The organism is Chryseobacterium sp. JJR-5R, assembly GCF_034047335.1.
Taxonomy (GTDB): domain Bacteria; phylum Bacteroidota; class Bacteroidia; order Flavobacteriales; family Weeksellaceae; genus Chryseobacterium.
The window spans coordinates 1918284-1931402 of the sequence record NZ_CP139137.1; the positions used below are offsets into that span (position 1 = coordinate 1918284).

Annotated in this window: 12 protein-coding genes; 8 read left to right on the forward strand and 4 right to left on the reverse strand. The window is 41.8% G+C overall.

What is annotated here, in order from left to right:
- The first annotated feature begins 99 nt into the window (after positions 1 to 99).
- Both SD427_RS08620 and ychF read left to right on the forward strand, forming a co-directional pair.
- Positions 100 to 651, forward strand: a complete 552-nt coding sequence (locus SD427_RS08620) for a ferritin (RefSeq protein ID WP_320560869.1) — start codon at positions 100 to 102, stop codon at positions 649 to 651.
- A gap of 151 nt (positions 652 to 802) precedes the next feature.
- Positions 803 to 1894: a redox-regulated ATPase YchF gene (gene ychF, locus SD427_RS08625; protein ID WP_320560870.1), complete on the forward strand. Its 1092-nt coding sequence runs from the start codon at positions 803 to 805 to the stop codon at positions 1892 to 1894.
- Positions 1895 to 1972: 78 nt separating this feature from the next.
- On the opposite strand, the gene SD427_RS08630 is transcribed toward ychF, so the two are convergent.
- The gene (locus SD427_RS08630) at positions 1973 to 2128 is read right to left on the reverse strand and encodes a hypothetical protein (protein ID WP_320560871.1); all 156 of its coding nucleotides are present in this window, start codon (positions 2126 to 2128) and stop codon (positions 1973 to 1975) included.
- Positions 2129 to 2341: 213 nt separating this feature from the next.
- Here SD427_RS08630 and SD427_RS08635 point away from each other — a divergent pair, with 213 nt between their 5' ends.
- The 3 genes from SD427_RS08635 (at position 2342) to SD427_RS08645 (ending at position 5280) form a co-directional block, all read left to right on the forward strand.
- Positions 2342 to 3433 carry a hypothetical protein gene (locus tag SD427_RS08635; RefSeq protein ID WP_320560872.1) on the forward strand — a complete coding sequence of 364 codons (1092 nt, stop codon included), beginning with the start codon at positions 2342 to 2344 and terminating at the stop codon, positions 3431 to 3433.
- 45 nt (positions 3434 to 3478) lie between these two features.
- Positions 3479 to 4426 (forward strand): helix-turn-helix transcriptional regulator, encoded by a 948-nt coding sequence (locus SD427_RS08640; RefSeq protein WP_320561035.1) that lies wholly within the window; start codon positions 3479 to 3481, stop codon positions 4424 to 4426.
- Positions 4427 to 4515: 89 nt separating this feature from the next.
- Positions 4516 to 5280: an SDR family NAD(P)-dependent oxidoreductase gene (locus tag SD427_RS08645; RefSeq protein ID WP_320560873.1), complete on the forward strand. Its 765-nt coding sequence runs from the start codon at positions 4516 to 4518 to the stop codon at positions 5278 to 5280.
- 39 nt (positions 5281 to 5319) lie between these two features.
- Here SD427_RS08645 and SD427_RS08650 read toward each other — a convergent pair whose 3' ends face one another.
- On the reverse strand, positions 5320 to 6471 hold the full coding sequence (locus tag SD427_RS08650; RefSeq protein WP_320560874.1) for a methionine aminotransferase: 1152 nt from the start codon (positions 6469 to 6471) through the stop codon (positions 5320 to 5322).
- A 464-nt stretch (positions 6472 to 6935) separates the two neighbouring features.
- Here SD427_RS08650 and SD427_RS08655 point away from each other — a divergent pair, with 464 nt between their 5' ends.
- Complete coding sequence (locus SD427_RS08655) at positions 6936 to 8024, forward strand: acyl-CoA desaturase (protein ID WP_320560875.1); 1089 nt, start codon at positions 6936 to 6938, stop codon at positions 8022 to 8024.
- 366 nt (positions 8025 to 8390) lie between these two features.
- On the opposite strand, the gene SD427_RS08660 is transcribed toward SD427_RS08655, so the two are convergent.
- Together SD427_RS08660 and SD427_RS08665 are read right to left on the reverse strand one after the other, a co-directional pair.
- Positions 8391 to 9557, reverse strand: coding sequence for a T9SS type A sorting domain-containing protein (locus SD427_RS08660; RefSeq protein WP_320560876.1), 1167 nt, complete (start codon positions 9555 to 9557; stop codon positions 8391 to 8393).
- 126 nt (positions 9558 to 9683) lie between these two features.
- Positions 9684 to 10403, reverse strand: coding sequence for a LytTR family DNA-binding domain-containing protein (locus SD427_RS08665; RefSeq protein WP_320560877.1), 720 nt, complete (start codon positions 10401 to 10403; stop codon positions 9684 to 9686).
- Positions 10404 to 10687: 284 nt separating this feature from the next.
- Here SD427_RS08665 and SD427_RS08670 point away from each other — a divergent pair, with 284 nt between their 5' ends.
- Together SD427_RS08670 and SD427_RS08675 are read left to right on the forward strand one after the other, a co-directional pair.
- Positions 10688 to 12586 carry a DNA topoisomerase IV subunit B gene (locus tag SD427_RS08670; protein ID WP_320560879.1) on the forward strand — a complete coding sequence of 633 codons (1899 nt, stop codon included), beginning with the start codon at positions 10688 to 10690 and terminating at the stop codon, positions 12584 to 12586.
- Between the two features lie 54 nt (positions 12587 to 12640).
- On the forward strand, positions 12641 to 13117 hold the full coding sequence (locus tag SD427_RS08675; RefSeq protein ID WP_320560880.1) for a hypothetical protein: 477 nt from the start codon (positions 12641 to 12643) through the stop codon (positions 13115 to 13117).
- Positions 13118 to 13119: the final 2 nt, after the last annotated feature.

The window sequence follows — 13119 nt, forward strand, 5'->3', positions numbered from 1 at the left end:
GCAGTTTATAAATAGGATTTATTCTGTTCCCCGGAATGCATGGGTCACGGAACCATTTTTGTACTATGATCATGACAATCATTAAAATAACATGCAATTATGAATACCAACAGACTTTCACCCAGGCTCGAACAGGCACTCAGTGACCAGATGAATACAGAAGATTTACAGTCCCGCGTATATTTTTATTATGGGATCTGGGCTGCTGATAAAGGGTACGGTGGAATTTCAAACTTTTTATTCCGTCATGCCCAGGAAGAAAGGGACCATGCCGTAAAATTTATGCAGTATGTGCTTAACAGAGGCGGAAAACCGAAAATTAAGGAGCTTCCTGCACCGGGTGAAGAACCTACAAGCCTTACCCATTGTTTCGATCTTGTTTTCAAGCATGAGGTAGACAATACAACATCAATATATAATCTGGTTAACATTGCATTTGAAGAAAAAGACTGGGCTTCCTGGAACTTTCTGCAGTGGTTCGTAAAAGAACAGATTGAAGAAGAGACATTTGCGATGAACCTGATTGATAAGTTAAAAATAGCCGGAGGAGACAGGGCAAGTGATGAATCCCTGTTCAGCCTTGATAAAACACTTGAATCCCTGCCAGATGATGCTGAGCAGGCACAGGATGCTACAGGAGCCAATCCGTAAGAATAAAACCAGATGAAATAAATTTTTGATGATCTGCCGGTATGCCGGCAGATTTTTTTATTATGAAACTCCCTTTAAAATTACTATCTTTGCACACCTTTATTTTTAACATGCAAGAAGCCGGAAGCCGATTGCTAAAAGCTAAGAAAATATGAAATGTGGAATCGTAGGCTTACCGAATGTTGGTAAATCAACCCTTTTTAACTGCCTGAGCAATGCCAAAGCCCAGTCTGCAAACTATCCTTTCTGTACCATTGAGCCTAACCTCGGAACGGTTTCCGTACCGGATCACAGGTTATTCGAGCTGGAAAAAATCGTAAAGCCTGAAAGGGTGCTACCTGCTGTGGTAGAGATTGTGGATATTGCAGGCCTTGTAAAAGGGGCAAGCAAAGGGGAAGGGTTGGGTAACCAGTTCCTGGCCAATATCCGGGAGTGCGAGGCGATCATCCATGTATTAAGATGCTTTGATAACGGGAATATCATCCACGTAGAAGGTTCCGTAGACCCGATGCGCGATAAGGAAATCATTGACATAGAACTTCAGTTAAAGGACCTGGAAACGATTGGGAAAGCTGTTGATAAAGCAAAGAAATTTATCAAGTCCGGGAAGAAAGAAGACATTCTAGCGTATGAAACCCTTCAGAATCTTCAGAAATTTCTGGAGGATGGTAAGAATGCAAGGGAATTTGCAATGGATGATACCACAAAAGTTATTATCAGTGAAGTTCAGCTGCTGACCAACAAGCCAGTGCTCTACGTGTGCAACGTAGATGAAAACTCAATTAAAAACGGAAACGACTGGATTCCTAAGATTGAGGAAATGGCTAAAAATGAAGGTGCCGAAGTGGTAGTACTGGCGGCACAGATTGAAGCCGACATCAATGAACTTGAAACTTTTGAGGAGAGAGAAATTTTCCTTGATGAACTGGGACTTACAGAACCGGGCGTGAATCGTCTGATCAGAAAAGCCTATGACTTACTGAAGCTTCAGACGTATTTTACAGCCGGAGTGAAGGAAGTAAGAGCCTGGACGATCGGGCAGGGCTGGACCGCTCCGCAGGCTGCAGGAGTAATCCACACCGATTTTGAAAAAGGGTTCATCCGTGCGGAAGTCATCAAATTTGATGATTATATGACGTATGGTTCCGAAGCCAAAATAAAAGAAGCCGGAAAGCTTTCCGTAGAAGGAAAAGAATATATCGTGAAGGACGGTGACATCATGCACTTCAGGTTCAACGTATAATATAGGAATATTAAAGTTAGTTATATAAGAAAGGCGCTTTCAACATGATGTTGAAAGCGCCTTTTGCATAGATTTAAATTACGGAATGATCTGACATTGTAACTTTCCACAGAATGGCCCGTACTTTTTATATTCTCCATTTGTCATATCAATACCTATTTCTTCTCCTCCTGTGATTGACCGCAGTTGTTTTTTGTCTGATTTTTTTCCATCGCTCAAATTCTGATGCTTCATAACGAATAATTTTTAAGGACTTGACCGATGCTCATTCAGAAAATAAAGACATACCTCTCACATCTCATAAAAAAGTTACAAGGCAAAACCCAAATGTTTTATTGCTGAAAATAACTTATTGCTTACATTTGAATGTACAGTCCCTGACTATGAAAAAATAGTCTGTCCTATATATTTGAAGAATATTTTCCCCATTAAGAAATTAAACTTTTCATGATGAAAATAATATATTTTATTGCTTTTATTTTAATGTTTTCATGTTCCCGAAATGTTGAAGACCGATGTTTTGCCAATGATTACGAGCAGATTTTCAAATCATATACGGAGAAAGAGCCGTTTACGGTAAAAGAGATCCTGAAGCATAAGCCCGATTATATCGAAATAACAGATCTCAAAAAATATCGGACTTTTAAAGAAGACAGTATTCAATTAAGGCATCAAGACGAATCAGAAGAACTGTCAGAGAAAAGATGGAAAATCCATGAGGAGGAATATGAAATTTTTAAAGCAAAATTTTCGGATCAGTTCTTATTCTCCCATAAGCAGCAGACCGGCAATATTACCTATGCTCTTGGAAACAATGATCTGGGATCCTGGTTGCTGAAAATTGAAAATAATAAATCCTATGCGTATTTCTTGGGATTAAGTTTTAGTCATTACTATATTAATGATATTCAGGATAAATCTATTATAGAAAATGGTTTCCTTCAGTTGCAGGGAAGCTTGGTAAAAATTGTAAAAGTTGCCGGGTTACCCGGATATGACGATTATTCGGCAATAGGTGACGGGAAATTATTTAAAATAAGTTTAAAAGAGCTGACAAGAGATTCTGATGATGACGGCTATAATGATATCTTCGAGCAAAGTTTCGGGCTGAACCCAAACAGCAAAGATACTGACGGAGACGGCATGAGCGATTTTGTTGACCTCAACCCTATGTTTGCATCCGTGAAAAATAAGTTTACGGAACTTTACGAATTATTGCTTCCCACTTATGCGCACACTACTGTTGATTTGAAAGAACTGCATTATACATTTACTGTTTTTGAGAGCGATTGTGACTATTTCCATCAGGTCAGCCCGGATGAACGGATTTTATTTATACCCGAAAGTGAGAGACGCAAAACCTTTTACGTAAATATGACAGATGTTACCAGAGGCAATATTTCCAAGATCAGGAAAGATAAAGCCAATCCGGACAGATTTTATATCTCAAAGTCAGGAAGCAGTTTTGAAAATGATTATGCAGCCGAGTATAAAAACGGCAAATGGATTTTAAAAATTATAGGTGGAATTATTATTTAATTTTTACTATAATGGTTGTATATTTGAATTTTACAAACCGGAATGATGGAAAAAACCGCTCATACCTCCCACAGCTCCCTGGAAGATTTCTATCAGGAAATGACCCACAAGCTTGGCATTGGAATCGACAGTATCCTACCGAAAGGGCTGCAGAAAGAAATCGGCCACTTTAATGTGTTTGATATTGCCCAGACCATTCGGCAGGTAAAACTAACCTCCCAGATGCCTTACAACAGGAGAAAGTACTACAAGATCAGCCTGATCCGCGGAAAAAACAGGGCAGAATATGCCGATAAAATTATCAAAATTAAAACCAATGCGCTGTTGTTCGCTACTCCGAAAGTACCCTATCACTGGATTCCCGAAGATACCGAACAGTCAGGGAGCTTCTGTGTGTTTACCGAAGATTTTTTGATCAAAGACAAACCGTACAATACACTGCAGGACCTGCCGATTTTCCGGCCCGGGTCCGTTCCGCTTTTTGAGATTGATGATGAGCTGGCTGATGAAATAGAAGTTCTGTTTGCAAAAATCAAAAAGGAGATCGCTTCCGATTATGTTTTTAAATATGACCTGATCAGAAACTATGTGCTGGAGCTGGTGCATTACGGCCAGAAGCTGCAGCCTGCTGCAAAGCTTTCTAATTCAGGTGATGCTTCCCTTAGGGTGGTTTCCCTGTTTATTGAGTTGCTGGAACGGCAGTTTCCCATAGAATCGCCGGATCAGCAGCTTCAGATGAAAACAGCGAAGGATTATTCAGACCGCCTGTCCGTTCACGTAAACCATCTGAATAAAAAGCTGAAAGAAAGCACCGGAAAAACTACCACGGAAATCATTGCAGAAAGAGTGGTGCAGGAAGCTAAGATCCTGTTAAGACAGACCCGGTGGACAGTTTCGGAAATAGCATATGCATTGGGATTTGAAGAGATTGCGCATTTCTCGAATTTCTTTAAAAAGAAAACTTCAATGACTCCATTGGAATTTCGTTCGTGATTTGAATTTTACAAATTACCGTTTGATTAAAGCAAATATTTGCATCCGGGAAATGCTGAACTTTGCGGTATTAAAACCAATTAAAAAATATGGAAACTAAAAGAAAAATTGCATTAGTTACAGGCGGAAGCCGCGGCCTGGGAAGAAATTCTGCCATAAAAATCGCGGAAAAAGGCCTGGACGTCATCATTACGTATAAAAGCAACCGGGAGGAAGCTGAAAAAACAGTAAGTGAAATTCAGGCGATGGGTAGAAAAGCCATTGCCTATCCGCTGGATACTAAAGATATGAAGAGTTTTGATGCCTTTGTGAAAACCGTAGGCGATCATCTGGAAGAAAATACCGGCAGCAGGAACATTGATTTCCTGGTGAATAATGCAGGAACGGCTTTGTATTCCCCGATAGCCGAAGTTACTGAAGAGCAGCTGGATGATGTAGTGGATATTCATTTTAAAGGCGTGTTTTTCCTGACACAGAAATTTTTGCCCTTCATCAACGAACAGGGCGGAATTATCAATGTTTCTTCCGGTCTTGCAAGGTTCGCGCTGCCGGGATCTTCTGTATACGGTTCAGTAAAAGCCGGCGTTGAGATGCTGACAAGATACATGGCCAAAGAGTTGGGACCGAAAAAAATTAAGGCGAATGTAGTGGCTCCAGGTGCTATTGAAACTGATTTCGGAGGCGGAAGAACCCGTGATGATGAACAGGTGAACGCCATGATTGCAGGGGCTACCGCATTGGGCAGGGCAGGAGTCCCGGATGATATCGGGGGTGTAGTGGCTTTTCTCTGTACGGAAGAAGCACGCTGGATCAACGGGCAGCGGATCGAGGCTTCCGGCGGGATGTTCTTATAAAAAAGACGGTGGCTGGTATACCCTTGCCACCGTTTTTATTTATAGTTTTGACAGATTTTCCAGTGCTCTTTCCAGTGTTTCCTCTTTTTTTGCAAAACAAAGCCGGATCACATGCTCGTTCTTTTTATTTTTATAGAATGAAGAAAAGGGCACACTTGCTACTTTATGGGTAGCCGTCAGCTCGCGGGCAAATTCAAAATCATCTTTATTATCTGAAATCCTGTCATATTTCAAAGCCTGGAAATAAGTTCCCTCGCAGTCCAGCACTTCAAAAGGTGTATTGGCCAGTCCCTTTCTTAAAAAATCCCTTTTTTTCTGAAAGAAGCTGTTAAGATAAAGGTAATGATCCGGATTTTTCATGTATTCTGCCAAAGCCAGCTGAAGCGGTGCATTCACGGAAAATACATTAAACTGGTGGATTTTCCTGAATTCATCCGTCAGGTTCTTCGGAGCGGCGCAATATCCGATTTTCCAGCCGGTCACATGAAAAAGCTTGCCGAAAGAAGCTACCATAAGGCTTCGCTCTTTTAACTCGGGATACCGGCAGATGCTCAGATGCTGTTTTCCGTCAAACACGATATTTTCGTATACCTCGTCACTCAGGATCAGTATCGAAGTTCCTTTTACGATGCCGATTAATTCCTGAAGGTCCTGTTCCTTTAAAATCTTTCCTGAAGGATTGTTCGGATTATTAAGAATAATCATTCTCGTCTTTTCGTTTACCAGCCCTTTTACGGTAGTCCAGTCGATTTCATATTCCGGCGCTTTCATCTCGAAACGTTTTACAATGCCCCCGAAAAGTTCCACCGTAGGTTCGTAACAGTCATAGGCCGGCTCGAAAATAATGACTTCATCATCTTTTTTTACAAAAGCGGCAATTGTGGTAAAAATAGCCTGTGTGCCGCCTGCTGTTATGGTGATTTCAGATTCAGGGTGGTAAACGGCCTGATGGCTGTTTTCAATCTTTCCGGCAATTTCTTCCTTCAGGTTCATCATGCCGCCCATCGGCGCATACTGATTGAAGCCTTTTTTGATGAAATGTTCTGCATGCCCCAGCAGTTCAGGATCCGACATGAAATCCGGAAACCCCTGGGAGAGGTTGATCGCTTCATGTTCCTGGGCCAGCTGCGTCATCTGGCTGAAAATGGTAGTTCCTACATCGGAAAGCTTGGATAATGGAAGTTGTATCATTAAAATGAATTTATACCGAATTTAATTTAATTTTTGAAATAATCGGTAAAATGCCGGAGGGTAAATTTTTCAGTCTGCTTAATTTTTTACATTATTCCGGCATATGGTTTAAATCAATGGACAGAATTTACCGGCATGGCAAAGCTTAAATGATTACAATCAATAGATTATAAACCTGCAGACCCGGTTAAAAATTTTCAGGGAAATAATTTCGGAAAAGATCACACCTGTGATGAAGCTCAACATGCAGACAGAAAGGCTTTCAGAAGATAAGAGATGCAGTTTATTCAGGCAATGGAACAACTTTGCGGGCAAGTACTGTAGGAAATTGTAATAAATTAAAAAATAATACGTTATATTTGTATATAATCCGGTAATGTGCCGGAATATTTTACAAGCTCCTTATTCCAACACCCGATTTTAGCATATCTGTTTGTTCGCGTTAGGTAGATCAAACATACAATATGTCACAAAAATTAAAATTTTCATCAGCCTGCGGTTCAGGTTTTTACGCAACCGTCCGGAGCAGGGTAGACCAGTTTTTTATTCAGCATCAGCTAAGCCAGCATGCCAACGCGCAAATGTGGGGCAAGACTGTATTTTTCCTAACGGGGTTCACAGGAATTTACCTTGTCATGATTACAGGGCTTTTGTCTTTATGGGTACTTCTGCCGCTTGCAGCAGTATTGGGCATGTTCAGTGCTTTTGTAGGGTTCAATGTCTGCCATGATGCAATACACGGCGCGCTTTCCGGAAATAAAAGAGTGAATAAAATATTCGGGTTTATCTTTAACCTGATCGGTGCCAATCCGTATGTCTGGAGCATAACCCACAATGTGGTTCACCATACCTATACCAATATTCCCGGGCATGATGAAGACATTGAGGTAGCACCGGGATTGATACGGATTGCTGAAGAAGACGAAGTAAATTCCATCCAGCGGTACCAGCATTGGTATGCCTTTCCTTTATACAGCCTGGCCTCTCTGTCATGGGTGTTCCGGAAAGATTATGTGAAATTTTTCCAGAAAAAAATAGGTGCGCACAAGAACAAGCACCCGAAGCGGGAGTATTTCAATTTGTTTTTCTATAAAGCACTGTATTACTTCCTGTTCATTGTACTGCCCTTACTGGTGCTGGATATAACTTGGTGGCAGTTCCTGATCGGCTTTCTGATTCTGCATATTGCCGAAGGCTTAACGATGGGACTGGTCTTTCAGCTGGCCCATGTGGTTGAAGGTACTGATTTTCCGGTGCCTAATGAAACCGGACAGATGGAAGAGGCGTGGGCAGAGCACCAGATGCGCACAACAGCCAATTTTGCAACGCACAATAAGCTTGCTGCATTTTTTCTCGGCGGGCTGAACAGGCAGATCGAGCATCACCTGTTCCCTAAAGTATGCCACATCCATTACGGGGAAATATCCGCTATTGTAAAAAAGACTGCCATGGAGTTCAATCTGCCTTACATTGAAAATAAAAGCTTTTTATCTGCGCTGCGCTCGCATTTTTTAACGCTGAAAAGATTCGGCAAAGAGGCAGCTGCTCATTAATGATTAAATGCAGCAAGGATTTACAGAGCTTGTATAAGCAGAATCAACAGATTGATTACCGCTTGAAAATAAAAAGTCTGCCTTATGCATAAGGCAGACTTTACTATCAGAGAAATACGCTATTTTGAAATCAGAAGTTTGTAAGGATATATGACCTTTCCTCAATCCTGAGGTTTAATGAATTGATTTTAAGACTCTCGCAGCCTGGTCCGCCTTCTCATCGGATTCACTTGGACTTGAGGTATAACCGGCTGACAATATCTTTATAAAGAGAGGATGATGCCGGTGCAGTTATAATTTAAAAGCTAAATCCTAAGCCATCGAGGCCGGCCTGGGATTTAAGCAATTATTAATTTAGGATATTTTTTAATCCTGAACCATCATTTTTTTGCTGTCGATATTTTTACCGCCGACAGTCATCTGATAGACGTAAGCTCCTCCCTGCAGGCCGGTAAGGCTGATGCTTCCGTTTCCTTTTTCTTTCAGGGCAATGGTTTTTACCAGCTGGCCGGAAATATTATAAACCGAAACCGATGCATCACCTGATTCTTTAGGAAGGTAATACCTGATGCTGGTTTCACCTCTGGCAGGATTGGGTGCATTCTGATATAATTTTGCTTCACCGGAGCCTGAACTCAGGTCAGCGCTTACTTTATTCAGCTTTAATAGTTCTTTCAGTTCCCTGATTTCACTTTTAAGCACGTCGATCTGATCCTGAAGCCCTGCTTCTTCCTGACCTGCGGTTTTTGTAATGATGCTGCTTGCCACCATGACATTTCCGTTGGCATCCACTACCAAAGCCCTTCCGCTTCCGTTGGGCAGGTTCTGCAGCCTTACCGTTCCTACCGTATGGAAATTGGCTGTAGGTGCGATTGTTCTTATACCGACCTGCTGGTCTTTGATGAGCATGGTAGGCGTGGTGGAAACTCCTAACATGATGGAATTGGGAATATTATTCGTCAGTTTTGATCCTCCGCCGCTTCCAGAACCGATGACAAAAGATCTGTTTCCAGCGGCAATCAGGTCGATCCCGAGTCCCGCTGAATAGGGAGATTTAAGTTCTACGCCCACCCCGATGGCGAACTGGTTGGCATCCATAATCGTATTTACCCATCCCAATGCAACGGATTTCCCGGCTTGGTTGATGATGCGGTTTCCCTGGCCTGCTACAATGTTGGCGCCTCCTGCGTCAGACAGGTCGTTCTGCCATCCGCTGACCATGGAACTGTTGGCATTCGAGCCTAAAACATTTCCTAAACCGGCAACAATACTTCCTTTCGCTTTGGCAATATTGGTATTGTTGGAGCTTTCCACAAAGAAGGATCCTGACTCATTCAAGAGTGCCTGCCCCGGGTTTGAACTGCCTCCGTCCACCCTTAGGTAAAGCGGTGCGGAATCAATGGTCCCTACGTAGTTGGAGCTGTTGATCCCGAAGTTTCCGTTAACGTCCCAAAGCTGGGCATTGACGGCTGCTGTTGAGAAAATCATCGCTGCTGCGATCAGACTTTTCACATGGAATAGACTTTTTTTCATATTGGTAATATTTGATATTTGATTGACTCAAAAGTACCAAAGTATTATCCGTCAGCCTATTCCAAATGATCAAGTGTTTTTAACAATTGAGCAAGTGTCGATTTTTTTCAAATAAACGGGATATATTTATGCAATGGCGTGTAAAAATTCATGTTTCTTTCGTATTGATACATCCAGTACTGAATTATCGGTCATTACTACCTGCCCGCCTTTTCCTTTGATGTATTCCTTCAGGTGCTCAAGGTTGATCAGATGTTTGTGATGAATCCTGAAAAAATTGTATTCGGAAAGGTGCTTTTCAAAATCATACAGTGTTTTGGAAACCATCACCTTTGATTTGTCAGATAAGTAAATAAAAGTATAATTGGAATCTGCCTCGCAGCGGATGATTTCATCAATATTTACCCTTTTGAAACCCTGAAGGGTAGGAAGGTTGATCTTATTGTGAATAACATTGCCCAAAAGGGCTGCTCTCTGTCTTTTCAGGTTTTCGACCGCTTTGTTGACGGTAATGACGAAATCAAGGTTTTTTACAGGTTTCAGCAGGCAGTCGGTAACCCCTTTTTTAATGGCCTGGATCGCTGCGGTTTCAGAATCGGTAATAAAGATGATTGAGGAGAGGCTTTCCCTGAATTTCGAAAGCATTTCAACAGCTGTTTTATCTGGCTGCAGGATATCAACAAATAAGAGGTCCGGGGAGTTTTTACAGAGGTAATCGTACGCGTGCTGTATACTGTCTGTCCGGAGGTCGATTTCAAATTCCGGGAATTCGTCTTTCAGCAGCAGCGCAATCTGCTCGCCGTTGTTTTGCTCATCAATAATGCAGGCATGGAGCGTGTTTTTCATGGTGTTTTCGGTTTGTTGTTTTTATTTAAAGTTTGTTCATCCTAAGTCATGGTCATTTGTATTTATTTTTGTTATGCATAGCAGCTAAAAAAGATCAGGCTGATTTTTTTTATAATGCAGATGTACCGTAACATTCTCTTTTTCACCTGGTATTGAATAATGTAAATATAGCTTTTCATTGATAATTATACAATACTTAATGATAAATATTAGTAAAAAATGAATTAAAAATTTCGGATAATTTTTCACAATTTCGTACTTTTGTATGTTTGCTGAAATAACATATGTCACAAGAAACAAATCCAATCTATTCCGAAGATAATATCAGAACCCTTGACTGGCAGGAACACATCCGCCTCCGCCCCGGAATGTATATCGGGAAACTGGGAGACGGCTCTTCCGCCGATGACGGGATCTACATCCTGCTTAAGGAAATCCTGGATAATTCCATTGATGAATTCAGGATGAAATCCGGTAAAAGGATTGAAATAAAAGTAGATGACGGTAAAGTTACGATCCGGGACTTCGGCCGGGGAATTCCGCTGGGAAAAGTAGTGGATGCCGTCTCAAAAATGAATACCGGAGGTAAATATGACAGTAAGGCCTTCAAAAAATCGGTAGGGCTTAACGGGGTAGGGACCAAGGCAGTCAATGCGCTTTCCGAATATTTCCGCGTACGGTCTTTCCGCGAAGGAAGAATGAAAATTGCCGAATTTTCCCGTGGACTGATTACAGAAAACCATGAGGAGAAGGATACTTCAGACCGCAACGGTACGGAAATTTCTTTCGTTCCGGACGGGGATATTTTCCTTAACTTCAAATACAGGAAAGAATATATTGAGCGGATGCTGCGCAATTATGCGTACCTGAATCCCGGGCTGAAGATACTTTTCAACGGTGAAACGTTCTTTTCTGAAAACGGACTTAAAGATTTGCTGGATGAAGAGCTGGAAAGTGAAACCCTTTATCCTATTGTTCATTTAAGGGACAGCGATATAGAAGTTGCCATCACGCATACGGATAAATCCCAGACGGAAACCTATTTCTCGTTCGTCAACGGGCAGAATACTACGCAGGGAGGTACCCACCTGAATGCGTTCCGTGAAGCGTACGTAAAAACCATCCGCGAGTTTTTCAATAAAAACTTTGATGCGTCCGATGTAAGGAAATCCATCGTGGCGGCAATCTCCATCAACGTGGAAGAACCTGTGTTTGAATCCCAGACCAAAACAAAGCTGGGATCAAATGACATGGGCCCCAACGGACCCACGGTCAGGATATTCATTATCGATTTCCTGAAAAGCAAACTGGATAACTTCCTGCACAAAAACCCGGAAGTGGCAGAGGCGATTCAGAGAAAAATCCTGATCTCCGAGCGTGAAAGGAAAGAGCTTTCCGGAATTCAGAAACTGGCCAGGGAAAGGGCTAAAAAAGTCTCGCTCCATAACAAGAAGCTCCGCGACTGCCGGCAGCATTACAATGACCAGAAAAACGAAAGAAAAGGCGAAACACAGATCTTCATCACCGAGGGGGACTCCGCTTCGGGATCCATCACAAAATCCAGGGATGTTGAAACACAGGCTGTATTTTCCCTGAAAGGAAAGCCGCTGAACTGTTACGGATTGACAAAGAAGGTCGTGTATGAAAATGAAGAATTCAATCTTCTCCAGGCCGCTCTGAATATCGAGGAAAGCCTTGAGGATCTGAGATACAACCAGGTTATTATCGCTACGGATGCCGATGTGGACGGGATGCATATCCGCCTGCTGATGATTACGTTCTTCCTGCAGTTTTTCCCGGACCTGATCAAGAACGGGCACCTTTATATTCTCCAGACCCCTCTGTTCAGGGTAAGAAACAAAAAGGAAACCAGATATTGCTACTCTGAGCAGGAAAGAATCAAAGCACTGAATGAATTAGGCAAAAATCCGGAAATTACGCGTTTCAAAGGTCTGGGAGAGATCTCACCTGACGAATTCAAGCATTTCATCGGGAAAGATATCCGCCTGGAACCGGTAGTGGCAGGAAAAGACCAGACCATAGAACAGCTGCTGGAGTTCTACATGGGGAAAAATACCCCGGACCGCCAGTTGTTCATCCTTGAAAATCTGGTGGTTGAAGATCCGGATATCAATAAAAAAGAAATCCTGAGTGAAGCTGAAACCGCTGATGAAATTAACTGATATCCTGATTTTGTACAGAAATTAAAAAATGCTAAAACAAACCAAACCAATACTATGAGACTCAGCAACCGTAACAAGACTTCGGTTTACAGCTTCGTCAACACCCTGCTGATCATGTTTTTAATTGCAGGAATAGGAGCTTATTTTTTAGAGGAATACAGATTTGATATTTTAGGGAAAGAGAGTTTTTTCCTGATTCTTGTGCCGCTCTTGCTGATCCTTTTTTATTACCTGAACGGAAGGCAGATATTTGAGTATGACAGTGACGGGGAGGCCCTCCATTTCAGGAACAGGAATATTGTCCCTTTCATACAGAAACCGCTAAGCGACGAGTTCCCGAAATACAAACTGCTGAAATACGAGGTAATCGATATGTTTTTCATGAAAAGGTTATACATTACCATCTCCAGCAAAAACAGCGGTTCAACCATTTTAAAGTATGAAATTTCATATCTTACCAGAAAAGAAACCAGTGATTTAAAGTTCTCATTAAATAAAGTGGTAAAAACCAATAACGAGAAAAAGAGTTAACA